Genomic DNA, 23,678 nt, shown 5'->3' with positions numbered 1-23,678 from the left:
CGAGGAACCGATGGCGGGGACGCTAGTGGCGTGGGCGGCGGGTTGATTGCGACGGCGGGTTCTGCGACGATGCAATTGCTGAACGATTGTTCGGTAATTCGTGGCGTCGAGGGAGAGGGCACGATGGCGGAGGCCTACCTGGTCGACGGGGTGCGCACACCGGTCGGCCGCTACGGCGGCGCGCTGGCGGGCGTCCGGCCCGACGACCTCGCGGCGCTGGTCGTCGGCGAGGTGGTCCGCCGCGCCGGCGTTCCCGGCGACGCACTCGACGAGGTGGTGCTCGGCGCGGCCAACCAGGCGGGCGAGGACAACCGCAACGTCGCCCGGATGGCCGTCCTCCTCGCCGGGCTGCCCGACGAGATCCCCGCTCTCACCGTCAACCGGCTGTGCGCCTCGGGCCTGACCGCCGTCATCCAGGCCGCGCAGGGCATCCGCGCCGGCGACGCCGACCTCGTCGTCGCGGGCGGCGTCGAGTCGATGACCCGCGCCCCCTGGGTGCAGGGCAAGCCGGAGCGCGCCTACGCGAAGCCCGGCCCGCAGTACGACACGTCGATCGGCTGGCGCTTCACAAACCCCCGCCTGCTGGCCCGCGACAAGGCCACCTACACGATGCCGGAGACGGCCGAGGAGGTCGCCAGGATCGACGGCATCACCCGCGAGGAGGCCGACGCCTTCGCCCTGCAGAGCCATCGGCGGGCGGCCGCCGCGGCCGACGCGGGACGGTTCGACGCCGAGCTGCTCGCGGTCGACACCCCCGCCGGGCCGGTCGCGACCGACGAGGGCATCCGGCGCGACACCAGCCTGGACGCCCTCTCGCGCTTGAAGCCCGTCGTCGCCGCAGGCTCCGTCGTGACGGCGGGCAACTCCTCCCCGCTGAACGACGGCGCCTCGGCGATCGTCGTGGCGAGTGCGGAGGCGGTCGAGCGCCACGGGCTGCGGCCGCGCGCCCGCATCGTCGCCGCGGCGAGCGCCGGCGTCGCCCCGGAGGTCATGGGGCTCGGCCCGGTGCCCGCCACGCAGAAGGCCCTGGCGCGCGCCGGCCTCGACGTCTCCGACCTGGGCGCGGTCGAGCTCAACGAGGCGTTCGCCAGCCAGGCGCTCGCGTGCATCCGCCGGCTCGGGCTCGACCCCGCGACGGTGAACGCCGACGGCGGCGCGATCGCCCTCGGCCACGCGCTCGGGTCGAGCGGGTCGCGCATCCTGGTCACCCTGCTCGGCCGGATGGAGCGGGAGGGCGCACGCTACGGCCTCGCCACCATGTGCGTCGGCGTCGGCCAGGGCACCTCGCTCATCGTGGAGGCGGTATGAGCGGCACCCGCAGCCTCACGGTCGACGAGTTCCCCGACCGCGTGGTGGTGACCCTCGACCGGCCGGAGCGGCGCAACGCGATCGACCAGCGGATGGTGGACGAGCTGCACGACGTGTGCGAGTCCCTGGAGCGCGAGCCGCGCATCCTAATCCTCACCGGTTCGGGCGGGGTGTTCGCGTCGGGCGCCGACATCGCCGAGCTGCGCGATCGCACCGCCGCCGACGCCGCGCTCGGCATCAACGACTCGGTGTTCACCCGCATCGCCGACCTGCCCATGCCGGTGGTCGCCGCCCTCGACGGTTACGCGCTGGGCGGAGGGGCCGAACTCGCGTACGCCGCCGACCTGCGCCTCGGCACGCCGCGCCTGCGCATCGGCAACCCGGAGACCGGCCTCGGGATCATCGCGGCCGCCGGCGCACTGTGGCGGCTCCCCGCGCTGGTCGGCCTGCCGCTTGCGACCGAGCTCGTGCTGACCGGCCGCATCCTGACCGGCGAGGAAGCCCTGGCCGCGGGCCTGGTGTCGTCGCTGCACGAGGCGGACGACCTGCTCGCCGCCGCCCACGCACTCGCCGACCGGATCGCCGCGAACGACCCGCTCGCCACCCGGCACACCAAGCGCGTGCTGCGGGAGCCCGCCGAGCGGCACCCCGCCGCAGAGCGGGAGGCGCAGGCCGAGCTCTTCGGCTCTCCGGAGAAGCACCGGAGGATGACCGAGTTCCTGGAACGGAGGAGACGCACATGACCGAGGCGGCACTTCCCGAGCGGATCGCTGTCATCGGCGGCGGCCGGATGGGTGCGGGCATCGCGCACGCCTTCCTGATGGCGGGCGCGGAGGTCGTCGTGATCGAGCGGGACGCGTCGGCGGCGGCCGAGGCGCGCGACCGCATCCTCGCGGCGGTGGAGGGCAGCGTCCGCCGCGGGGCCGCGACGCCCGACCCCGAACGCCTGCTGGTCACCGTCACCTGGGAGGCGCTCAACGGAGCCGGCCTCGCCGTCGAGGCGGTGCCCGAGCTGGTCGGCCTCAAGCGCGAGGCCCTGCAGAGGGCGGAGGACCTGCTCCCGGTGGATGCCGTGCTCGCGACCAACACCTCGTCCCTGTCGATCGACGTGCTGGCCGAGGGGCTGCAACGCCCGGGCGCGTTCCTCGGGATGCACTTCTTCAATCCCGTGCCCGCGTCCACGCTGGTCGAACTGGTCACCGGCACCGCGACAGCACCGACGGCCGCAGAGGCCGCAGAGCGCTGGATCCGCGCGATCGGCAAGACGCCGGTCACGGTGCGCGACTCCCCCGGCTTCGCCTCCTCGCGACTCGGGGTCCTGCTGGGTCTCGAGGCGATCCGGATGGTGGAGGACGGCGTCGCGACGCCCGAGGACATCGACACGGCGATGACGCTCGGCTACAAGCATCCGGTCGGCCCGCTCCGGCTCACCGACATCGTCGGGCTGGATGTGCGGCTCGACATCGCCGAGTACCTCGCGCGCGAACTCGGCCCCCGGTTCGAGCCTCCGGAACTGCTGCGGCGGATGGTCGCCGAGGGCATGCTCGGGCGGAAGTCGGGCCGCGGCTTCTACGACTGGACCGAGGGCGACGCCCCCGGCGCCCCTACCTCTCCGGGGCGTCGATGATGAGGTTGGTGATGCGCGCCGTGCAGAGCCGGTTGCCCTCCTCGTCGGTGATGACGATCTCGTGCGACGCGATCGTGCGGCCGAGCCGGATCGCGGTCGCGACGCCCGTCACGAGGCCCGAGCGCGCCGACCGGTGGTGCGTCGCGTTGATGTCCACGCCGACCGCGCTGCGCCCCGGACCCGCATGGATGACGGCCGCCCACGACCCCAGCGCCTCCGCGAACGCCACAGAGGCGCCGCCATGCAGCAGGCCGAACGATTGGCGGTTGCCCTCCACGGGCATGGTCGCGACCACGCGCTCCGCCGACTGCTCCAGGATGCGCACACCCATCTTCGTATCGAGCTCGCCCAGTTCGATCGTCCAGTCGCCGTCGGCCATGCCGTCAGCTTACGCATACACTCGCCCCTCGAATCGAAGGAGCCACCCATGATCCTGCCCAGCTACCTCCGCGACGGATGGTGGACGCCCGACACCGAGGACGGCGCGGCCGACGTGCTCGACGCCTCCACCGGGGAGCTCATCACCCGGGTCAGCACGGCCGGCCTCGACCTCGGCGGCGCGCTGGAGCACGCCAGGACCGCGGGCCAGCGCTCACTCGGCGAGCTGACCTTCCACCAGCGCGCACTGCTCCTGAAGCAGCTCGCCCAGGCGCTCACCGAGCGGAAGGACGAGCTGTACGCGCTGTCCGCGCAGGCCGGCGCCACCCGATCCGACGCCTGGATCGACGTCGACGGCGGCATCGGCGCCCTGTTCACGTACGGGTCCAAGGGCCGCCGAGAGCTCCCGAACGCGCAGGTCGTTCTCGACGGCCCGGCGGAGTCGCTGTCGAAGGACGGCAGCTTCCTCGGCCGGCACGTCTACACACGGCTGCCGGGCGTCGCCGTGCAGATCAACGCGTTCAACTTCCCGGTCTGGGGGATGCTGGAGAAGTTCGGTCCGTCATTCCTCGCCGGGATGCCGACCCTGGTGAAGCCGGCGACCCCGACCGCCTTGATCGCCGAGGCGGCGGTGCGGATCATGGTCGACTCCGGGCTGCTCCCCGCGGGCTCGCTGCAGCTCGTCTCCGGGTCAGTGCCCGACCTGTTCGACCACCTGCGGCTGGGCGACCTGGTGGCGTTCACCGGCTCCGCGTCCACGGCGGAGCGGCTGAAGGCGCACGACGCCGTGCAGACCGGCGGCGTGCGGTTCACGAGCGAGACCGACTCCATCAACGCGTCGGTGCTCGGGCCGGACGCCGTGACCGGCACGCCCGAGTTCGACGCCTACGTGAAGGGGCTCGTCGTCGAGCTGACGGCGAAGTCGGGCCAGAAGTGCACCGCCATCCGGCGCGCGATCGTGCCGGCGCCGCTCGTGGACGACGTGGTCGCCGCCGTCCGCGACCGGATTGCGTCGCGCGTGGTCGTCGGCGACCCGCGCGCGGAGGGCGTTACCATGGGGCCGCTCGCGTCGCGCACGCAGCGGGAGGAGGTGCTGCGTCAGGTCGCGCGTCTGGTCGCCGCCGGCGGCGAGCTGGTGCTCGGCGGTCTCGACCAGCCGACGGTGACGCACGCCGACGGCACCACCGGGGTGGCGCCGGAGGGCGCGTTCGTCGCTCCCCTGCTGCTCCGCTTCGCCGACGCGTGGACGCCCGAGGCGCACACCGTCGAGGCGTTCGGGCCGGTCGCCAGCGTGCTCGCGTACGAGGACCCGGCGGAGGCGGTGGAGCTGGTGGCGCGCGGCGGCGGCTCGCTGGTCACCAGCGTCGCGACGCACGACCCCGCGTTCGCGCGCACCTTCGTGCTCGGCTCGGCGGCCTACAACGGCCGCATCCTGGTGCTCGACCGCGACGACGCGCGCACCTCCACCGGCCACGGCTCGCCCATGCCGCACCTGGTGCACGGGGGGCCGGGACGCGCGGGCGGAGGCGAGGAGCTCGGCGGCATCCGGGCGGTGCTGAACCACATGCAGCGGACCGCGCTGCAGGGCTCCCCCGACCAGCTGACCGCGATCACCGGGGTGTGGCACCCGGGCGCGGCGGCGTCGGCGGAGGGGCCGCATCCGTTCCGCAAGTCGCTGGCGACGCTGCGCATCGGCGACCAGGTGAAGTCCGGGCCGCGACGGGTGAGCCTCGACGACATCGAGGAGTTCGCGACCTTCACCGGTGACACCTTCTACGCGCACATGGACGAGGAGGCCGCCGCCGCGAACCCGTTCTTCCCCGGCCGGGTGGCGCACGGCTACCTGCTGGTGTCGTGGGCGGCCGGACTGTTCGTCGACCCCGAGCCGGGCCCGGTGCTCGCCAACTACGGCCTGGAGGACCTGCGGTTCCTGACGCCGGTCGTGCCCGGCGACAGCATCCGGGTCGCCCTGACCGCGAAGCAGATCACCCCGCGCGAGACGGACGACTACGGCGAGGTGCGCTGGGACGCCCGCATCCTCAACCAGCGAGACGAGCTCGTCGCCACCTACGACGTGCTCACCCTCGTCGCCAAGTAGCCGCCACCGTCGAGTCCGCAAAGACTGCACGCGACACGCCGTCGGAGCGTGCACTCTTTGCGGACTCGATGGTGGCGGCACCCCGGGTCAGCGGAGGGCGAGGGCGAGGATGATGTCGGCGAGGTCGTCGGGGGTCAGGGGACCCGCGGGGTCGTACCACTCGGTGAGCGAGTTGATCATGCCGAACAGGAGGCGCGCGACGACCGCCGGGTCGGCGTCGGTGCGCAGGGAGCCTTCCGCGCGGGCCTCCGCGACGAGCGCGGCGACCGCGTGGTCGAACGCGCGGCGGCGTCCCAGCGCCGACCGCTCCACCTCCGTGTTGCCGCGCACGCGCAGCAGCAGCGTCACGTACGGCAGCCGGTCGGCGAGCACGCGCACCGCGCCGCGCAGCACGTACGCGAGCCGGTCGGCCGCCGTGCCGGCCTCCGTCTCCGGAGCCCGCAGCACGCCCTCCAGGCCGTCGAGCGCCTCGTCGAGCGCGAGGCCGAGCAATTCGTCCTTCGACGAGACGTGGTGGTAGATCGCCGACTTCGACAGCCCCAGCCGGTCGGCGAGCATCCCGATCGAGGTCGCGTCGTACCCGTGCTCGTTGAACGCCGCCACCGCGACCTCGAGGATGCCGCGCTGGTCGTAGCCGGGGCGGCCTCGGCGCAGGACGTCGGTCATGCGCCCAGTCTGGCACGGCGGCCCCGATCCGGCATATACTGACCGAACGATCAGTAAGTAAAGGGGAGGTCGATGGAGACCACCACCGAGGCAGGTGCCGAGGCGAACACCGAAGCGGCCCGGTTCGACGAGCTCATCGCCGCCGACGACCGCATCGAGCCGCGCGACTGGATGCCGGACGACTACCGGCGCACGCTCATCCGGCAGATGTCGCAGCACGCCCACTCCGAGATCATCGGCATGCAGCCGGAGGCCAACTGGATATCACGCGCTCCGAGCCTGAAGCGCAAGGCCATCCTGATGGCCAAGGTGCAGGACGAGGCCGGCCACGGCCTCTACCTCTACTCGGCGACCGAGACCCTGGGCGTCACGCGCGACGAGCTGACCGAGCAGCTGCTCGCCGGCAAGGCCAAGTACTCGTCGATCTTCAACTACCCGACCCTCAGCTGGGCCGACATCGGCGCCATCGGCTGGCTCGTCGACGGCGCCGCGATCTGCAACCAGGTGCCGCTGTGCCGCTGCTCGTACGCCCCGTACGGCCGGGCGATGGTGCGCATCTGCAAGGAGGAGTCGTTCCACCAGCGGCAGGGGTTCGAGATCCTGCTGACGCTCATGCGCGGGACGCCCGAGCAGCAGAGGATGGCTCAGGATGCGGTCGACCGCTGGTACTGGCCGTCGCTGATGATGTTCGGCCCGCCCGACGCCGACTCCCCCAACTCGGCGCGCTCGATGGGGTGGAAGATCAAGCGCTTCTCGAACGACGAGCTGCGGCAGCGCTTCGTCGCCATGCTGGTGCCGCAGGCGGAGGCGCTCGGCGTCACCCTCCCCGACCCCGACCTGCGCTGGAACGAGCAACGGCAGGCGTACGACCTCGGCCCGATCGACTGGAGCGAGCTGCAGGAGGTCATCGCCGGCCGCGGCCCGTGCAACGCGCAGCGGCTGCAACGCCGGCGCGAGGCCCACGAGGACGGCGCGTGGGTGCGGGAGGCCGCGGCCGCGTACGCCGCGAAGCAAGCGGCCTCACGGGCGGCGGCGACCGCGGAGGCCGTCGCATGAGCGCCGAGCCGACGGCCGCACAGCCGTGGCCGCTCTGGGAGGTCTTCGTGCGCGCCTCGCGGGGCCTCAGCCACGTCCATGTCGGCTCACTGCACGCCCCGGACGAGGAGCTGGCCGTCCGCAACGCGCGCGACCTGTACACCCGCCGCGGCGAGGGCGTCTCGATCTGGGTGGTGCGCTCCGACGCGATCACCGCGAGCGACCCCGACGCCAAGGACGCCTTCTTCACCTCCCCGGAGGGCAAGAACTTCCGCCACGCCACCTACTACACCGCCGCCGAGGGGGTCAAGCACCTGTGACCGACACCGAGCACGGCCACGTCGAGCTGAGCGCCGTGACGCTGTCCGACGAGTTCGTCAGCGCCGACGCCCCGGCCTCTTCCGCGGTCGCCGAGTACGCTCTGTGGCTCGGCGACGACTCCCTCGTCCTAGCCCAGCGCCTCGGCGGCTGGATCACGCGCGCGCCCGAACTGGAGGAGGACGTCGCCCTCGCCAACATCGCGCTTGACCTGCTCGGCCACGCCCGCAGTCTTCTCCGGTACGCGGGCTCGGCCGACGGCCGCAGCGAGGACGACCTCGCCTACTGGCGAGACGAGGGCGACTTCCGTTCCGCGCACCTGTTCGAGCAGCCGAACGGCGACTTCGCGCACACGATCGTGCGCCAGTTCGCCACCGCGCACTACCTGTACGCGCTGTACGACCGGTTGCGCGCCTCCACCGACCCCGTGCTCGCCGGGGTGGCCGCGAAGGCGGTCAAGGAGGTCGACTACCACCGCGACCACGCCGACCAGTGGATGCTGCGCCTCGCCCTCGGCACCGACGAGTCCCGTCGCCGCCTGCTGCGTGCGATGGACGACCTGTGGCCGTACGTCGACGAACTGTTCGCCGACGAGCCGGTGCTGGAGGAGCTGGACGGCGTCGCCGTCCGCCCCTCCACCCTCCGCGCCGCGTTCGACGCCGACACCGCGCCGGTGCTGGCGGAGGCCGGGCTGGAGCCGCCGCAGGCGTTCCACGCCGCGGGCGGCGGGCGGCGCGGCCGGCACTCGGAGCACCTGGCGCCGCTGCTCGCCGAGCTGCAGGTGCTGGCGCGTCAGCATCCGGGGGCGACATGGTGACGCATCACGCCGACGCCGCCCGCGCCTGGTCGGCCGCCGCTGCGGTGGTCGACCCGGAGGTGCCGGTGCTGAGCATCGACGACCTGGGGGTGCTGCGCGAGGTGACCGTCACGGACGACGGTGTGGAGGTCGTCATCACCCCCACCTACTCCGGCTGCCCGGCCATGGACGCCATCCGGGAGGATGTCGTGCGCGCGCTCGCCGCCGCCGGTTTCGGCGACGTGCGCGTGCGGCTGGAGCTCTCCCCCGCCTGGACCACGGACTGGATCAGCGCGAAGGGCCGCACCGCGCTGAAGGAGTTCGGCATCGCCCCGCCGTCCGCCACAGGTCCCGTCAGCCTCCGCCTGTCGGTGAAGTGCCCGCACTGCGGCTCGCTCGACACCCGCGAGGTCGCCCACTTCGGGTCGACCTCGTGCAAGGCGCTGTTCGTCTGCCGCGGCTGCGGCGAGCCGTTCGACCACTTCAAGGCGATCTGAGGATGGCGCGCGCCCGCTTCCACTCCCTCGCCGTCGCCGACGTGCGGCCGCTCACCGCTGCGAGCGTCGAGGTCACCTTCGCCGTGCCGGACGAGCTGCGCGGCGAGTACGACTACCTGCCCGGCCAGCATGTCGCCCTCCGCGCTCACGTCGGCGGGCGGGAGCTGCGGCGCAGCTACTCGCTGTGCCGTCCGCCGTCGGCCGGGCGTCTGAGCGTCGCGATCAAGCGCGAACTGGGCGGTGCGTTCTCCACCTGGGCGACGAGCGAGCTGCGCCCGGGCGACGAGATCGACGTGATGAGCCCGCAAGGGACCTTCACCATCGACCCGGCCCGCACCGCCGGCCGGCACATCGTCGGCATCGCCGCCGGTTCCGGGATCACCCCCTTGATGGCGCTCGCGGGCAGCGTGCTCTCCGGCTCGCCGGACTCCCGCTTCACCCTCGTCTACACCAACCGCACCGCGATCGACGTCATGTTCCTGGAGGAGCTGGCCGACCTCAAGGACCGCTACCCGGCGCGCCTCGCGCTGCACCACGTGCTCTCCCGCGAGCAGCGGTCGGCGCCGCTGCTGTCGGGCCGCATCGACGAGGACCGGCTGCGGCGGATGCTGGACGCGCTGGTGCCGCCGTCGTCGGTCGACGAGTGGTTCCTGTGCGGGCCCTTCGAGCTGGTACAGCTGTGCCGCGACGTGCTGGAGGAGTACGGCGTGCCGCGGGACCGCATCCACTTCGAACTGTTCACCACCGGCGACCCTGTGGAGCCGCGCGGCGACATCGGCAGACCTGTGGTCGTGCACGACGGCGAGCGCACCGCCGAGATCGAGTTCACGCTCGACGGGATGACGTCGAGTGTGAGCACGCCGGTCGACGCCAACGAGTCGGTGCTGAACGCGGCCCTCCGGGTGCGGCCGGACGTCCCCTTCGCCTGCACCGGCGGCGTCTGCGGCACCTGCCGCGCCCGCCTGGTCTCGGGCGACGTGCGCATGACGGAGAACTACGCGCTGGAGCCGGAGGAGCTCGAGCGCGGCTACGTGCTCACCTGCCAGTCCCATCCCCTCACCGACCGCGTCGTCGTCGACTACGACGTCTGAATTGGAGGCCACGCGTGATCGACCTGGACATCGCCGACGACATCGCCCACGTGACCCTGAACGCGCCGTCGAAGCTGAACGCGCTCGGCCCGGACGACCTCCGCGCCCTCGCCACCGCCTACGACGACGCCGCCGCCGCGAACGTGCGCGCCCTCGTCCTGCGCGGCGAGGGCCGCGCCTTCTGCGCCGGCCGTGACATCGCGGGCGTCGACCCGACCACCGACGACGTCAGCGGCTACCTCGACCGCCTGGTCGCGCCGCTGCTGCACCGGATCGCGGACTTCCCCGCCCCCACCTTCGCCGCCGCTCAGGGCGCGTGCCTCGGTGTAGGCCTCGGCCTCCTGGTCGCGACGGACGTCGTCTACGTCGCCGACGACGCCAAGGTGGGCTCCCCGTTCGCGGCGCTCGGCGCCACCCTCGACTCGGGCGGGCACTGGCTCCTGGTCTCCCGGCTCGGCCCCCACCGCGCGCTCGACCTCATCTACTCGGGCACGCTCATCTCCGGCGCCGAGGCGGTCGCCGGCGGCCTCTTCTCCCGTTCCCTCCCGGCCGACGAGCTGGACGCGGCCGTGGACGCCGCCGCCCGCGCCGCCGCGACCGGCGCCACCCAGGCGTTCCTGGCGAGCAAGCGCATCATCGACGCCCTCCGCGACGGCCCCCTCGACCTGTGGGGCTCCGTGGCCGCCGAGAACGCCGCCCAGGCGCAGCTGCGCGACACGGCGGACTATCGGGAAGGGTTTGCGGCGTTCCAGGAGAAGCGGAAGCCGCGGTTCACGGGGCGGTGAGGGTGGCGAAGGTCAGGAGCACGACCGTGACCGCCGGCACAACGACGCATGCAGCGATGACGTAGAACGGGCCATGACCGCGGCGGCCCACGACGTGTGCCCCGGACTCCTCCAGCGCCCGCCGCCATGCGGGAATGATCGCCTGTGCGCGCTGCGAAGTACCCGTCCGCAGCTGCGCTTCGCGGAGCACCAGGAGCTGTCGCGGCGTCGGCTGCGGGGTCGTCCAGTTGCTGTACACCGTGAGACGGTAGCGAGCCGGCTCGCCCGCGATCCTGATCTCCAGGTCACCCGGCGGCGTGATGCGAGCAGTGACCGCCGAAACCGGCGAACGGAACACCGTACCGCTGTCGCCACGAAGCTCGAGAACCCCGCCCTCGAGTATGAGGATGCAACTCATCCACCCAGCACCGTTGAGAGCGCTCCTGTTCCAGAGGATCGTGGAGGCGAGGTCAGCGGTCGTCATGCGGAGCCAGCAGCTGCGGCGATGAGCAGGGCGTAGGCGTCGGCGGCCGCCTTCTGGTCCCACCGGTATTCGTCAACGCAGCATGGACAATGGCCACGACGACCACAAGCGCTAGCGGCACTGTGATGGCCAAGATCACCAAAGGCATACTGTCCGCGTAAGGAGGGGTCGTTTCACTCACCATGCTCACCTAACCGCTGGCCAGTTGCCGCCAGCACTCTTCCAACCGCCGAGGCCGCCGATGACTGCACCGAACGGGTCAATTGCGTCGCGGACGATCGGTCTCAGCACCGTGCCCCGGTTTGTGGTTTGTCAGCGGACGCATTCAGACCGAGCGATCGTGGGCACTCATTGCGACTCGGAGGATAAGGCCTGAGCAATGCCCCATTACCGCTGCTTCCTGGCGCCGCGTCCTGACCGCTGCTCGTAAGCTCGAACGGCGGCCATCGCAGCTTTCCACTGCGCCTGGGTCAAGGCTGGCTGGCCTGCACGCCGCATGATCGCTCCCGTTGGCGAATGACGTCGCTCAACCTCGTAGTGTCCCTGGGCCATCGTCGTGTAGCCCGCGCTTAGTTCCTTCTTCTCCTTGGCCTTCATCATCCAGGTCGAGAACGCGAGTGCCGCGAGGCCACCAACGAAGAGACCCATGAAACTCAAGGTGGTGGGATCGAGCACTCCCGTGTCGCGAACCAGGGCAAGCGCACAAGTCAGCGACCCGACCGTTCCTACGATCCAGACGACTCCGCCGACGATGGCAACCTCCGCCCATTTGTTGGCACTCGGGCCGGGCAACAAGTCGTGCTGCTCGATTTCGTCATATGCGTTCACTTGAAACCATCCAATTGCGCAATCCCAAATCCGTCTCCTGCGATCCCCAGGGCACCAAACCCCTGAGACAGCGCGTCTGAGATCCACGCCTCGACTTTCCCTCTTAGCGCAGCGCCCAACAGCTTCCCTGCACCGGGAATGACAGTACCTACGATGCCGACGATGCAACTCCCGACCTTCTTTCCGCCTACAACGCAGTTGTAAATTGTGCTGGCTGCACCAGCCACTAGGGCGATGGGAGCGAGCCACTGAAGGCCCGGGATGAGGGAAGCCAATCCAGCGGCCGCGCCGATCCAACCCAACAAGTCGAAGAACTTGCCCACATTTGCAGCCTGTTGCTTCAGGACCTCGACCGACTCGCACTTCCCGTTCGTATAGGCGTTGCTTTGCCAAAGTGTGCCTGGCTTGCATCCGTGGCTGTCCGTGACGTCGCTCTTGCTGTTCGGCCCAGTCGCCTTCGGCCTTTCTGGCGATCCGGGACCTCTCGACGGCTGTGGGCTCGGCGGTAGGTATTGCGATGAGCACGGTGGGCGGGGGTCGCTGATGCACATGTTGGTGGGACCCGTCCCAGCAATCGGCAACGGCGAGCCTCCGCACTTCTGACGCAGCGGTTCGCACTTCGGCAGCGGCGGTGGCAGCTTCAGTCGCTGCTGCTTCGCCTTGAAGCCGAGTTCGTCGAACGACGTCGCCGGGTCGTTCTCGACGTACGCGTAGCGGTGCAGCGACTGGGGCTGGGTCAGGAGGCCGCGCCACGGGTCCGCACTCGTCCACACGGCCGCTGCCGGGTCGTAGGTGCGGGCGTAGTAGTGGTTGAGGCCCTCGGTCGGGTCGGTCGACTCGCCGGTGAAGTTCTCGGGTGCCGACCAGGCGCCCGTCTCGAAACGCTGGGCGCCCCAGTCCTCGTAGGAGGACAACTGCGTGATCGAACCGCCGGCCGCGCCGGCGACCGTCGAGCCGAGGCGGTCGAGCAGGTCCCAGGTGGCGGTGCCGTCCTGGGTGACATGCTCGGCCAGGCTGCCCAGCGCGTCCCGGATCAGCGTGGTCGTGCCGGTGGACCGCGCGGACTGCTGGGCGGGCTGGAGGCCGTCGAAGACGGTACGGGTGGTCGAAGTCCCGTACCGGGACTGGTCGGTCACGGACGTGTTCCGGCCCAGGCCGTCGTAGCCGTACGAGGTCGTCCGGCCCTCACGCGCGACCTCCGTTGTCTGACCCGCCGGGTTGTACGCGAACCGCGTCGACACACCCGCCACCGTCTGATTCACCCGGTTGCCCGCGGCGTCGTACGAATACGATGCGGTGCCAGCGCTCACGCCACGACCACGACCGCTGGTCTCCGACCCGGTCAGCTGGTTGGCGTCGTTGAACGACGCACGCTGCGAGAAGTCGCCGTCCTTCGCGCCCGACCGGGACCAGCTCGTCCGGTTCCCGGCGGCGTCATAGCCGTAAGTGTTCTTTTCCCCCGCCGTGGTCTTCGATGACGCAAGGCGGCCCAGCGGGTCGTAGGCGTAGTCCGTCGTCGATGTCGTGACGGAGGTGGCGGGAGCAGGGGTCGTCGGCAGCGCGGACGAACCCAGCTTGTCCGGCGTGGACGCGATCCTCCGGGTCGCGGAGGTGACGTTGCCGTCGGCGTCGTACGCGTAGCGGTACGAGAGCACGCCTCCATCCGGGACGGGGTTGCCCTCGGCCGGGAGGGTGCGGACTTTCACGTACTCCGCCGCCTTCTCGCACAGCGGGGCTGCGGTCGTAGATGCCGCACGAGCCCCCAGGTAGCCGGAGACTCCGGTGCATGCCGTGGCTGCGGCGGAGCCCTTCGCATACGGCGCCGGCGTCGGTGTCGCCACAGGGACGGCAGGAGCGGACGGCTGCGGGGTCGTGTGCGTGATCGCCGTGACGCGGTCCGCGGCGTCGTAGGCGTACGCCGAGCCGACGCCCGTCGAGCGGTCCAGGCGGGTGAGGTTGCCGACGGCATCCCACGCGTAGGCCAGGTCGCCCCACGGCGACGACTGCGAGGTCGCCCGGCCGGCGCGGTCGTAGGTGTACGACAGCTTCTTACCGGTCGGGAGGGTGACACTCGCCGTCTGTCCCGCCTTGTCGTACGCCGTCTTCAGCCGACCGCCCTGCTGGTCGAGCTGGACGGTGATCCGGCCGTCGGCGTCGTACTGGAACCCGGTCACCCCGCCCGGGTCGGTGACGGCGATGAGGTTCTGCTCGCTGTCGTACTCGAAGGTCGCGATCGCGCCTGCGGCATCCTGCCGGACCAGGTCGCCGCGCTTGTCGTACCGGAAGCTCGTCGTCGCACCCGTGCCCGTGACGACGGACGACTCCCGGCCGGCGGCCGTGTAGGTCCTGCGACTGGTGTTGCCGACCGGGTTCGTCTCGCTCGTGGTGCGGCCGGCAGCGTCCACGGTGTAGCGGGTGGTGTGCCCGTTCGGGTCCGAGACCGTCAGCAGGTTGCCATCGGGGTCGTACGCGTAACGGGTCGAGACGTTGACGGCGGGACCCGGCTTCGCGCCCTTCTTGTACCCTTCGACGACCTGCGTCAGCTGACCCGCAGGGTCGTACTCGTACCGGGTGATGCTCCCGCCCGGAGCGGTGAGAGAGGTCTGCCTGCCGCCTACGTCATACCCGTAGGCGGTCGTCGCTCCCGTCGGGTCGGTCAGGCCGGTCTGGCGGCCGGCCGGGTCGTAGGCGTAACGCGTGGTGTGGCCGTTCGCATCCGTCACGGAGGTGCGGCGTCCGGCGCCGTCGTAGCCGTAGGAGGTCGTGTTCCCGGCCGCGTCCGTGACCGAGGCGACCTGATCGGTCGGCGTGTACGCGATCGTGGTGGAGCGGCCGAGCGGGTCGGTCGTCGCGACGACGTTTCCGACGGAGTCGTACGAGTAGGAGGTGGTCGACCCGGTCGGGGTCGTCGACGAGCGCAGCCGGCCGGCGGCGTCGTACGCGTACACCGTGGCGTCGCCCTTACGGTCGGTGACCGTGACGACGTTCCCGTCGGCGTCGTAGGCGTAGTCGGTGTGCTTTCCCGCGCCGTCGGTCACCCGGGTGACGCGGTCCATCACGTCGTAGGCGAAGCGGGTGGTCACGCCGTCCGCGTCCGTCACCGCCACCGGGCGACCGACTCCGTCGTACGCGTACCGGGTGACGGCGCCGGTCGGGTCCGTCTGCGACAGCAGGTTGCCGGACGCGTTGTAGGCGTACCTGGTGGATGCGCCGGTCGGCGACGTGACACGTGTCACGTTGCCGACGCCGTCGTACTCGCGCTTCCAGTTGCCGCCGTTCGGGTCGGTCACCTCCGTCACACGGTCCTGGCCGTCGGTGCGGTAATTCGTCGTGTCGCCGAGCGGGTTCTTCGCGCCGATGAGTGAGTCCTCACCGTCGTACGTGTAGGCGGTGACGCCGCCGACCGGATTTGTCGTCTGCGTCAGGTGGAAGAGTGCGTCCCATACGAATGCGCTCCGCCCGCCGGCAGGGTCGGTCACCGACGAGACGTGGTCGTTCGGCTCGTAGCCGTAGACCGTGACTCCGCCCGCCGGGTCGGTCACGGCGGTGACCCGATCGCCGCTGTCCCAGGAGTATCCGGTCGTGCGGCCGTTCGCATCGGTGACGGACGTGATCCGTCCCGCGGCATCGTAGGCGTACCGGGTCACGGCACCGGTCGCGTCGGTGACGGTCGTGATGTTGCCCGCAGCATCGTGCCCGTAGGTGGTGGTCGCACCCGACGGCTGGACGGACGCGACCAGGTTCCCGGCGGCGTCGTAGCGGCGCGTAAGTGCAGTCCCGTCGGGCTGATGCACCGTGGTCAGACGGCCGGCGGCATCGTAGTCGTATGCCCAGGTGCGGGCCGCGCCCTTCGCCCCGCCCGCGTCCGTCTTCGTCGCGAGCCGCCCGGTCGGTGTGTAGGTGTACTTGATCACCTGGCCGGAGGGCGTGGTCTCGCTCAGGATGTTGCCGGAACTGTCGTAGGCGTACCGCGTGGTGTGTGCGTTCTCGTCGGTCGAGGTCGTGACGTTGTTCTGGCCGTCGAACGCGAACGACGCCGTCGTGCCGTCGGGATGCTGCACCTTCGTGACCCGGAACGCCGAGTCGTAGAAGTACACGCTCTTCCGGCCGAGTGTGTCGGTGTAAGTGGTCTGACCGGCCTTCGAATAGTCGAGGGTGCGGAGCTTGCCGGCCGCGTCCCACTGCTTCACGATGCGCCCCGCGCCGTCGTACTCGTTCCTCAGGTACAGCGTTCCGGTCGCATCCGTCGCGGTGAGCAGCTGGTGGGACCCGTCGTAGGCGAACCGATGCGTGCGCCCGTCGGGCAGCGTGATGGTGCGCAGGTCGCCCGCGGCGTCGTACTCGAGGCTCCAGCGATCGCCGCCAGGCCGGGTGAACCCGGTCACGCGCCCCTCGGCGTCCGATTGCACCTGGATGACCTGGCCACCGGGCACGGTGATGGACGTGAGCGGGACGAACTGCTGCACGTCGGGATCCGCCGGGCCGTAGCTCAGCGCGGTCGTGCTGCCGTTCTCATCCGTGTGCGAGATGAGCTCGCCGATGCCCTCGATGTCGCCTGCGTCGAAGACCCAGGACTCCCCGGAGACATCCGTCAGCAGGAGCCGGCCGCCGGGCTGCTCGGTCAGCGTCTGGTGCAGGCCGGGCTCTGTGCGGTAGCCGCCGGCGCCGTCCGGGTTGAAGACGAAGCTGGCGCCGTCGCCGCGTACGACCATGACGCCTCCGTCGTCGAAGCGTTGCGCGCGGGCGCCGAGCCCGAACGACCAGCCGGCGCCCACGCGGGAGAGCCGGCCGTCCTGCGAGTTGTAGAACAGCGTCAGGTCGGTGGTCGAGCCGCCGAGACCGGGAAGGGAGAAGAGCTTCTCCTGCTCCACCAGGTTGCCGGTGGAGAACGAGAACGGCTCCCCGCCGTAGGTCAGGTAGTTCTGCAGGCCGAGCAGACGCCAGCGGGCGATGTCGGCGGCCGACGGCGGAGCGGGCCAGCCGCCGGTCACGGGATCCGTGCAGTCGAAGCCCTGCGTCTCGAGCCAGGTGCCGAGGCCGACCAGAACGCCGTTGGCGATGTGCTGGAAGCCTGCCGGGTCGTCGATGATCGCCCGATCGAGGTTGTTGTCGAGGAAGAGCGCCTCGAGGTGGGTCAGGGCGCCGGGAACCCCGTCGAACTCGCTGCCCGGGAAGGTGCCGTTGTTGCCCAGGTTCCTGGCCGGCCGTGTCGTGTACGTGGGCAGGTTGCCGACGAGAGCGTTCGACAGCGCGTCGTCGGCGCCCCCGCCGCGCGAGTAGACCTGCGAGCCGCCGAGCGACGCATCCCCACCGCCCCACGACTCGCCGTCGAGCGTGTTGAACGCGAGCCCGACCGTCGCCACGGGGTTGAAGCTCGCCGCGATCCCAGCGCGTGTCGTGCGACTGACGAACGGGACGGCCGGGTCCTCACGGGTGAGTTGCACCGAAGCCCGGCAGTCTTGCTGCAGGATCCCGCGGACGAGCTGTGCGAGTCGGATGTTGTAGCCGAGCTCCGATACCGGCGGGGCCGGAGTCGTGACGCGACCGTCGTCGTTGTCGGGGTCGAGGACCACGACCGGTCCGGGAGGCGGGACGAACTTCGTGCCGATCACCACGAACTGCGACAGGTGCGTCGACTCGCCCTTCACCAGCCCGGTCTTCGTGTCGTAGTAGGACGGCAGCTGCACCCAGGGGTCCCCCGCCCCTTCGCGCGTGTAGATGCGGAGCGTCGCGAGCTCGACGTCGGCGGCCTTCACCGCCTTCGAGTCGGGCTTCAGCGCGAGGGCGAGCCCGGGTACGACATCCGACACGACGGGCCCCTTGCCGCCCCCGCCGCGGGTGTCGACGCGCTTCGCCGGGAACGAGGTGCGCTCCTTGCCCGCGCCGTCCACGGCGGTGATCTCGACGGGATCGGAGACCGGGACGCCGCCGCCCGGCTGCTCAGCCCGCGCGGAGACCTCGGCCGTCCTGGGCGCTTCGCCCACGGTGACGGTCAGCTGGTCGTCGACGGTGTGCCCCGAGAAGGTCGCGGTCACGCCGAGGCTCTCGGCCGCGACCTTCGACGTCGCGCCAGGGCGGACGGTGCCCTCGGTCACCGGCGGAGGGGCGGTCGTCTCCTCCTTCTCGCGCACCTCGCGGTCCGCCGCGGCGGCACGCACCTCGGCGAGGGTCGCGGCGGACGTGCGGCGCGCGATCTCCCACGGCGCCGCCTCGGCGGGTGTCACCGTGCCCGTCGCGACGAGGGCTCCCAGCGCGAGGGAGGTGACCGCCGACCGCGTCCATGACCGGCGCATCAGGCGGCGGCGCCGGCGTCGAGGGCGGCGGAGAACAGGCGCCGCTTGCGCGCGAGCGCCATGCCGGTGACGATGAGGGCCCCCGCGACGGCGGCGATCACGCCGATCGCGATGCTCGCGCCGGTCTTGGCCAGATCGCCACGACCCAGGACGCACGCCGCCAGCTGGATCGCGTCCGAGACGCCGTCGGCGTCGTAGTCCTCGTGCCCGGTGGCGCACGACACGGTGCCGCAGATGACGACGGAGGCCCACTTCGGCACGCCGTTCTCGTTGGCGTCGGCGTTGCCGGTCCAACATGTGGCCGAACCGCACACGATCTGCCGGGCGTAGTCCGGGATCGCGTCTCCGACGGAGTCGCGAGTCGGGGACGCGCACGTCACGGAGCCGCAGGCGACGACCTCCACCCAGTCCGGGATTCCGTCCCGGTCGCGGTCCTCACGGCCCGTCGCACAGGTCGCCGAACCGCAGACGACCCGCTCGACCGTGTCCGGCACGGTGTCGCCGTCGGCGTCGCAGGAGGAGACGTCGGCAGACGAACTGCACACCGGCGCCGGTGCCGCGGCCGCCGCCGACACGGGCGCGACGGCGGCGAGCAGTGCGAGCACGACGGCTGCCGCGCATACGGCCGCCCGCGCGAGGACACCGCGGGCTCGAGGGAGGAGACGAGTCACACCCTCTTAGACGGTGGGCCTCGCAGGACTATGACGCGGCCGGACGTCGCCGCCAGGCCTCCGACAGGGTCAGCGCACGCGCGTCGCGAGCAGCCGCTGCACCGCCGAGAGCGGGATCGGGATCCACGCGGGACGGTGGCGCGCCTCGTACGCGATCTCGTACACCGCCTTGTCGAGCTCGAACGCGTCGAGCAACAGGTGGAAGTCGTCCACCTCGGAACCCGCGACCGAGGCGTAGCCGTCGAGGTACGCCTTCCTGGCGTCCGCGGCCCAGCCGGTCGCGTCGATGGGCGTCTCGCGCCGGGCCAGCGACCCCGCGACATAATCGAACGAGCGCAGCATGCCCGCCACATCCCGCATCGTCGCGTCCGGCAGGGAGCGCTCGGCGAGCGGGCGCAGCGGCTCCCCCTCGAAGTCGATGAACTGCCAGCCGCGCTCGGGAGCGTAGAGCACCTGGCCGAGGTGCAGGTCGCCGTGGATGCGTTGCAGCACGGGCAGCGGCGCGGCCGCCGCCTCCTCGTACACCGCGGCAATGCCGGCGCGCAGCTGCTCCACCTCCGGAACCTCGGTCGTGGTGACGGTCAGCCGGCGGAACATGCCGTCGAGGGCGAGGGCCACGTCCTCCGCCGTCGCCGGCGTGGTCGGGAGCACGCGGGCCATCAGGCGGTGCAGCTCCGCGGTGCCCGCACCGAGGTCGAAGGCGCGCTCGGTGAAGTCCTCGCCCTGTTCGGCGGCGCTGACGGCCAGCTCCCAGCCGTCCTCCGCACCGGGCACGAAGTCCTGCATCAGGGCGAGCTCGCCCGCCGCCGAGCCGCCGTCGGGCGTCGGCCAGCGGCCGGTCAGCCAGCCGAGCAGTGAGGGCGTGCGGCGCGAGCCTCCGGAGGTGAGGGCCGCGAGGGTGGAGACGTCGGGGTTCTCGCCGTTCTGCACGACACGGAACACCTTGATGAGTGCGCGCCGGCCGTCCTCCAGCTCGCCCACGATGGAGGTGTTGGACTGCTCCCCCGTCAGTCTGCGCGACGACCGCACGGCGATCGGCCGGGAGAGCGTGTGCCCCTGCGCATGAGCGTCCCTGCCGTCTGCGCGCTGCGCGCCGGTCATCAGACGGACGAGGGAGGCGACATAGGCCTCCTCGGTCGGCCCGTCGTAGAGGAATCTCCCTCCGGCCTCCCCGATCAGCGCCGCCTCGTCGCCGTCGCGGGCCGGACGCGCGACGACCGGGACCTGGTACACGCGCGGGGTGCGCGGTGCGTCGTCGCAGAAGAAGTGGGTGACGATGCGGACGTCGGCGTCCGCCGGTTCGGCCTCGAACGAGGCGAGCAGGCGCAGGCGGGGCTCGACGTTCTTCGTCGAGTACCAGCGCTGTCGCCGCATCCACGTGCCGACCAGCTCGGTGAGTTCCGTCATGCCTGAACCGTACGCCCGCTCCCGCGTTTGCGCGCCGGGGTCGCGGGCAATGCGGAGGTTCAGCGGGTGCCGACGACGACCCCGCGCGCCGCGAGGAACGGCTGCGGGTCGATCTGCAGTCCGTTGACGCGCACCTCGAAGTGGAGGTGGCAGCCCGTCGAGAGACCGGTGGACCCGACCTGCGCGATGGGCTGGCCCGCCGCGACCTGCTGGCCCACCGTGACGCCGATGCCGCCGTCGCGGATGTGGCCGTACGCGGTCTCGACCCCGCCGCCGTGGTCGATCAGGATGAAGTTGCCGTACCCGCTGAACGGCCCGGCGCGGACGACGGTGCCCGCCGCGGCGGCGTAGATGGTCGTGCCGCAGGCTGCGCCGATGTCGTCGCCGGGATGGAACGGGTCGGTGCCGAGCGGACGGGACGGTCGCGGCCCGAACACGTCGGTCAGCGGTCCGTGCACCGGGAGCGCCCAGCCGTCGGCGACCAGTGCCGGGTTCGAGGTGAGCACCTGCCACCCCGATCCCGCCTGCATCACCGAGGGCGCCGCGGCGAGCGCCGCCGACGCCGCGTCCACCCGGGACTGGGCGGCGGTGACGGCCTGGAGACTGCTCTCGACGTCGACGGCCGAGGCCGCGTCCACGGCGGCCTGCGCCTGCCCGGCGAGCGTCTCCGCGGTCTTCTTCGCTTGCGCGGCCTCCCGGATCGCCGCGTCGCGGTCGCGCGACAGCGCCGACAGCCGGTCGGCCGCCCCGAGCTTGGTCAGCAGGTCGCCCGGGCCCTGCAGCGCCGCGGTGATCGGGTCCTGGGTGAGCAGCCGGGTGCCGGAGGTGCGGATCAGGGCGGTGACGAACGCCGCCGCCTCGGCCGACCGCTTCTGCGCGGCCTCCGCCTGCTTGGTCAGCGCGTCCGCCGAGGCCTGGGCCCTGTCGTGCTCGCGCTGGGCGTCCTCGGAGGCGGTGGTGGCGTCGGCGAGCTGCTGCTGCGCCGCCGCGAGCTCGCTCGCCAGCTGCACCGTCTGCTCCAGCTCGGCCGGGTCGAGGGTCTGGAACACCGGCAGCTCGGGCGCCGAGAGGGTGATCTGGTCGCTCGGCGACGCGGCCGCGGGGTCGGGCGCGGGCTGCGATGGAGAGGGGGCGGGAGTCGAGGTCCCGGTCGGAGTCGGCGTTGGAGTCGGTGTCGGCGTGGGAGTCGGAGTGGGCGTCGGATCCGGCGTCGGTGTCGGGGTCGGGGTCGGGGTCGGATCCGGCGTCGGCGTCGGATCCTCGGACGGCGTCGGCTCGGGCGTGGGCGTCGCCGTCCCCTCCGTCGGCGCGGGCGTCGCACACACCGCCGGGCACTCGTCGGCGGTCGCGGCCTGCGGCGCCGCCAACAGCGTCCCCGCGACCAGGAGCAGCGCGGCCCACGCAGGACCCATCCGGCGCGGTCCCGCGGATCGCGTCGCAAGCCGGTGTCGCCTGAGCCTGGTCCCCATGATGCTGCCGCGCCCGCGGAACCTGCCGCGAACCCGTAGTGAGATGTTCTCACCAGGCCGGGCGGACAACAAGACACCCGAACGAGGTTGGATGCGGCTCACAGCCTCGGCACGTTACGGTGATTGACTGTGACCGACAGCACTGCCACCACGCGCCCGCGACGATCCGCCCGGCGCGCCTCCAGCTGGAAGACCCTGCTGCGGGATGTGGTGGTCATCTTTGTCGTCGCCGTCCTGGTGTCGTTCCTGATCAAGACGTTCGTGGCGCGCTCGTTCTACATCCCTTCGGGGTCGATGGAGAACACGCTCCAGATCAACGACCGGATCATCGTGAACGAGCTCCAGCCGAAGGTGTTCGGACTGCAGCGCGGCGATGTCGTCGTGTTCAAGGATCCGGGCGGCTGGCTGCCCCCCGCGCCCCCGCCGACGGGCAACGCCGTGCAGCAGGGCGTCGGCGCGGTGCTCGACTTCGTCGGCCTCGGCGCCTCGGACTCCGACCAGCACCTGGTGAAGCGGCTCATCGGCCTTCCCGGCGACCACATCAGCTGCTGCAACGCGCTCGGTCAGATGAGCGTCAACGGCGTCCCGCTGAAGGAGCCGTACGTGCTGCTGCCCGCCGGCGTGGAGGCCGTCTCCGAGAAGTCGTTCGACGTCACCGTCCCGGCCGGCAAGGTCTGGGTGATGGGCGACAACCGCTACAACTCGGCCGACTCCCGCTACCACATGGACGACCCGGGCAAGGGGTTCGTGCCTCTCTCCGACGTGGTCGGCAAGGCGTTCGTGATCAGCTGGCCGGTCAGCCACTGGTCCTGGCTCGACGACTACCCGGACGTGTTCCGCGGCGTCGAGCGCGAGGACAAGTAGGCCAGGCCGAGCAGCCGGTTCAGTTCTCGGATCGGCCGCGGCGCCAGTAGCCCATGAAGGCGACGCGCGAGCGGTCGATCCCGTGCTCGCGCACGAGCATCCGGCGCAGCGTCTTCACCGCCGCCGACTCCCCCGCGATCCACGCGTAGAGGCCGGTGCCGGCGGTCTCCGGCGTCTCCCAGAGGACGTCGCGGTCGATGTCCACATCGTCGAGCCGCTGCGCGCCGGGCGCGGCCGCTGCGGCGACGATGCGCTCGTTCGCGGCCAGCCAGCGGCGCACGGCCGGGTCGAGGGCCGCGCCGGTCGCCGCATCCCCTCGGTGCAGCCAGGTGACCGTCGCGTGAGCGGGCGCCGCGAGCTCGATCACGTCCTCCGGATGCCGCACCTCGATGAAGGCGTGCGCCCGGCGGTCCGTGGGGAGCGACTCCAGGATGGACGCGATGGCCGGCGCGGCCGTCTCGTCGCCCGCGAGGAGGAGCTCCCGCGCGTCGCCCGGACGCCAGTCGATGCCGACGCCGCGGTGCTCGCTGCGGGCGTCCGGACCGATCACCACGAGCTCGTCGCCGGCTTCGGCCGCGAGCAGCCAGCGCGCCGCGGGGCCGCCGTCGGCGTGGACGACGAAGTCGATGTCGAGGCGGCAGCCGACCGGGTCGATCGCCCGCACGGTGTACGTGCGGAAGGGGTTGCGCCTGTGCTCGGGCAGCTCGCGCCAGCGCGTGTACCAGTCGCCGGCGAAGTGGGCCTCCTCGTCGTCGACGCCGAGGTCGGAGAAGCTGCCGTCCGGGAGTGGGAAGACGAGCTTGATGCGCTGGTCCAGGCACTCCGTGCCGAAGTGCTCGAAGTCGTCGCAGTGGAAGGTGACGCGCGTGAAGAGCGGGCTCAGCCTCCTGACCTCGGCCACGACCGCGCGATACGGCCGGTAGGCGGGCCGTGGGCGGTCGGTGAGGGCGGGGGCGAGGATGGTCACGGCGGCCTTTCGGACGGGGTGAATAAGTAAGGTAAGGCTACACTAACTCGCTCACGGCGGACCTGTCGAGGAGCGGAGCCTCGACTCGGACGCTGGGCCATCGATCCTCCTCGGGCC

Annotated in this window: 20 protein-coding genes; 11 read left to right on the top strand and 9 right to left on the bottom strand. The window is 71.6% G+C overall.

The window, feature by feature from the left end:
- The first annotated feature begins 123 nt into the window (after positions 1-123).
- Genes P5G59_RS10370 through P5G59_RS10360 form a run of 3 tightly spaced genes read left to right on the top strand, consistent with a single transcriptional unit; the run spans position 124 to position 2,935 of the window.
- Positions 124-1,308: a thiolase family protein gene (locus P5G59_RS10370; RefSeq protein ID WP_301218620.1), complete on the top strand. Its 1,185-nt coding sequence runs from the start codon at positions 124-126 to the stop codon at positions 1,306-1,308.
- Positions 1,305-2,051 carry an enoyl-CoA hydratase/isomerase family protein gene (locus P5G59_RS10365; RefSeq protein ID WP_301218618.1) on the top strand — a complete coding sequence of 249 codons (747 nt, stop codon included), beginning with the start codon at positions 1,305-1,307 and terminating at the stop codon, positions 2,049-2,051. Before P5G59_RS10370 ends, P5G59_RS10365 begins: the two co-directional genes overlap by 4 nt.
- Positions 2,048-2,935 carry a 3-hydroxyacyl-CoA dehydrogenase family protein gene (locus P5G59_RS10360; protein WP_301218616.1) on the top strand — a complete coding sequence of 296 codons (888 nt, stop codon included), beginning with the start codon at positions 2,048-2,050 and terminating at the stop codon, positions 2,933-2,935. The genes P5G59_RS10365 and P5G59_RS10360 overlap by 4 nt, the downstream gene beginning before the upstream one ends.
- Here P5G59_RS10360 and P5G59_RS10355 read toward each other — a convergent pair.
- Entirely contained in the window at positions 2,913-3,314 is a 402-nt protein-coding gene (locus P5G59_RS10355; RefSeq protein WP_175338433.1) for a PaaI family thioesterase, read from the bottom strand. The genes P5G59_RS10360 and P5G59_RS10355 overlap by 23 nt on opposite strands.
- Before the next feature lie 48 nt (positions 3,315-3,362).
- Here P5G59_RS10355 and paaZ point away from each other — a divergent pair, with 48 nt between their 5' ends.
- Positions 3,363-5,411: a phenylacetic acid degradation bifunctional protein PaaZ gene (gene paaZ, locus P5G59_RS10350; RefSeq protein WP_301218613.1), complete on the top strand. Its 2,049-nt coding sequence runs from the start codon at positions 3,363-3,365 to the stop codon at positions 5,409-5,411.
- Between the two features lie 87 nt (positions 5,412-5,498).
- Here the strand turns inward: paaZ and P5G59_RS10345 are convergent, their stop codons facing one another.
- Complete coding sequence (locus tag P5G59_RS10345) at positions 5,499-6,077, bottom strand: TetR/AcrR family transcriptional regulator (RefSeq protein WP_301218611.1); 579 nt, start codon at positions 6,075-6,077, stop codon at positions 5,499-5,501.
- Between the two features lie 72 nt (positions 6,078-6,149).
- On the opposite strand from P5G59_RS10345, the gene paaA reads away from it, so the two are divergent.
- Genes paaA through P5G59_RS10315 form a run of 6 tightly spaced genes read left to right on the top strand, consistent with a single transcriptional unit; the run spans position 6,150 to position 10,599 of the window.
- Positions 6,150-7,133, top strand: a complete 984-nt coding sequence (paaA, locus tag P5G59_RS10340; RefSeq protein WP_301218609.1) for a 1,2-phenylacetyl-CoA epoxidase subunit PaaA — start codon at positions 6,150-6,152, stop codon at positions 7,131-7,133.
- Complete coding sequence (gene paaB / locus P5G59_RS10335; RefSeq protein WP_301218607.1) at positions 7,130-7,432, top strand: 1,2-phenylacetyl-CoA epoxidase subunit PaaB; 303 nt, start codon at positions 7,130-7,132, stop codon at positions 7,430-7,432. Before paaA ends, paaB begins: the two co-directional genes overlap by 4 nt.
- A complete protein-coding gene (gene paaC / locus P5G59_RS10330; protein ID WP_435871255.1) occupies positions 7,429-8,247 on the top strand; it encodes a 1,2-phenylacetyl-CoA epoxidase subunit PaaC in 819 nt (272 codons plus the stop codon). The genes paaB and paaC overlap by 4 nt, the downstream gene beginning before the upstream one ends.
- Positions 8,241-8,723, top strand: coding sequence for a 1,2-phenylacetyl-CoA epoxidase subunit PaaD (paaD, locus tag P5G59_RS10325; protein WP_301218605.1), 483 nt, complete (start codon positions 8,241-8,243; stop codon positions 8,721-8,723). Before paaC ends, paaD begins: the two co-directional genes overlap by 7 nt.
- 2 nt (positions 8,724-8,725) lie before the next feature.
- Positions 8,726-9,814: a 1,2-phenylacetyl-CoA epoxidase subunit PaaE gene (gene paaE / locus P5G59_RS10320; RefSeq protein ID WP_301218603.1), complete on the top strand. Its 1,089-nt coding sequence runs from the start codon at positions 8,726-8,728 to the stop codon at positions 9,812-9,814.
- Positions 9,815-9,828: 14 nt separating this feature from the next.
- A complete protein-coding gene (locus P5G59_RS10315; RefSeq protein WP_301218601.1) occupies positions 9,829-10,599 on the top strand; it encodes an enoyl-CoA hydratase/isomerase family protein in 771 nt (256 codons plus the stop codon).
- Here P5G59_RS10315 and P5G59_RS10310 read toward each other — a convergent pair.
- From P5G59_RS10310 to P5G59_RS10285, 6 genes are all read right to left on the bottom strand, one after another.
- Entirely contained in the window at positions 10,586-10,837 is a 252-nt protein-coding gene (locus P5G59_RS10310) for a hypothetical protein (protein WP_301218599.1), read from the bottom strand. The genes P5G59_RS10315 and P5G59_RS10310 overlap by 14 nt on opposite strands.
- A 612-nt stretch (positions 10,838-11,449) precedes the next feature.
- Positions 11,450-11,890, bottom strand: a complete 441-nt coding sequence (locus P5G59_RS10305) for a hypothetical protein (RefSeq protein ID WP_301218597.1) — start codon at positions 11,888-11,890, stop codon at positions 11,450-11,452.
- The gene (locus P5G59_RS10300) at positions 11,887-18,183 is read right to left on the bottom strand and encodes an RHS repeat-associated core domain-containing protein (RefSeq protein ID WP_301218595.1); all 6,297 of its coding nucleotides are present in this window, start codon (positions 18,181-18,183) and stop codon (positions 11,887-11,889) included. Before P5G59_RS10300 ends, P5G59_RS10305 begins: the two co-directional genes overlap by 4 nt.
- Complete coding sequence (locus P5G59_RS10295) at positions 18,183-18,788, bottom strand: hypothetical protein (RefSeq protein ID WP_301218593.1); 606 nt, start codon at positions 18,786-18,788, stop codon at positions 18,183-18,185. Before P5G59_RS10295 ends, P5G59_RS10300 begins: the two co-directional genes overlap by 1 nt.
- Before the next feature lie 135 nt (positions 18,789-18,923).
- Positions 18,924-20,261, bottom strand: coding sequence for a maltokinase N-terminal cap-like domain-containing protein (locus P5G59_RS10290; protein ID WP_301218591.1), 1,338 nt, complete (start codon positions 20,259-20,261; stop codon positions 18,924-18,926).
- Between the two features lie 59 nt (positions 20,262-20,320).
- Positions 20,321-21,673 carry a M23 family metallopeptidase gene (locus P5G59_RS10285; RefSeq protein ID WP_301218589.1) on the bottom strand — a complete coding sequence of 451 codons (1,353 nt, stop codon included), beginning with the start codon at positions 21,671-21,673 and terminating at the stop codon, positions 20,321-20,323.
- Positions 21,674-21,859: 186 nt separating this feature from the next.
- On the opposite strand from P5G59_RS10285, the gene lepB reads away from it, so the two are divergent.
- The gene (gene lepB / locus P5G59_RS10280) at positions 21,860-22,594 is read left to right on the top strand and encodes a signal peptidase I (RefSeq protein ID WP_301218587.1); all 735 of its coding nucleotides are present in this window, start codon (positions 21,860-21,862) and stop codon (positions 22,592-22,594) included.
- A 19-nt stretch (positions 22,595-22,613) separates the two neighbouring features.
- On the opposite strand, the gene P5G59_RS10275 is transcribed toward lepB, so the two are convergent.
- Positions 22,614-23,561 carry a siderophore-interacting protein gene (locus tag P5G59_RS10275; RefSeq protein ID WP_301218585.1) on the bottom strand — a complete coding sequence of 316 codons (948 nt, stop codon included), beginning with the start codon at positions 23,559-23,561 and terminating at the stop codon, positions 22,614-22,616.
- Positions 23,562-23,678: the final 117 nt, after the last annotated feature.

It is taken from the genome of Leifsonia virtsii (assembly GCF_030433675.1).
Taxonomy (GTDB): domain Bacteria; phylum Actinomycetota; class Actinomycetes; order Actinomycetales; family Microbacteriaceae; genus Leifsonia; species Leifsonia virtsii.
This window is presented reverse-complemented; position numbering and strand designations above follow the sequence as displayed.

Bases quoted from the DNA above. Each gene is read 5' to 3' on its own strand.
- paaA (WP_301218609.1), top strand. From the start codon at position 6,150: ATGGAGACCACCACCGAGGCAGGTGCCGAGGCGAACACCGAAGCGGCC.
- P5G59_RS10355 (WP_175338433.1), bottom strand. From the start codon at position 3,314: ATGGCCGACGGCGACTGGACGATCGAACTGGGCGAGCTCGATACGAAG.
- P5G59_RS10360 (WP_301218616.1), top strand. From the start codon at position 2,048: ATGACCGAGGCGGCACTTCCCGAGCGGATCGCTGTCATCGGCGGCGGC.
- paaE (WP_301218603.1), top strand. From the start codon at position 8,726: ATGGCGCGCGCCCGCTTCCACTCCCTCGCCGTCGCCGACGTGCGGCCG.
- P5G59_RS10370 (WP_301218620.1), top strand. From the start codon at position 124: ATGGCGGAGGCCTACCTGGTCGACGGGGTGCGCACACCGGTCGGCCGC.
- paaB (WP_301218607.1), top strand. From the start codon at position 7,130: ATGAGCGCCGAGCCGACGGCCGCACAGCCGTGGCCGCTCTGGGAGGTC.
- paaZ (WP_301218613.1), top strand. From the start codon at position 3,363: ATGATCCTGCCCAGCTACCTCCGCGACGGATGGTGGACGCCCGACACC.
- P5G59_RS10300 (WP_301218595.1), bottom strand. From the start codon at position 18,183: ATGCGCCGGTCATGGACGCGGTCGGCGGTCACCTCCCTCGCGCTGGGA.
- P5G59_RS10365 (WP_301218618.1), top strand. From the start codon at position 1,305: ATGAGCGGCACCCGCAGCCTCACGGTCGACGAGTTCCCCGACCGCGTG.
- P5G59_RS10290 (WP_301218591.1), bottom strand. From the start codon at position 20,261: ATGACGGAACTCACCGAGCTGGTCGGCACGTGGATGCGGCGACAGCGC.
- paaD (WP_301218605.1), top strand. From the start codon at position 8,241: ATGGTGACGCATCACGCCGACGCCGCCCGCGCCTGGTCGGCCGCCGCT.
- P5G59_RS10285 (WP_301218589.1), bottom strand. From the start codon at position 21,673: ATGGGTCCTGCGTGGGCCGCGCTGCTCCTGGTCGCGGGGACGCTGTTG.
- P5G59_RS10345 (WP_301218611.1), bottom strand. From the start codon at position 6,077: ATGACCGACGTCCTGCGCCGAGGCCGCCCCGGCTACGACCAGCGCGGC.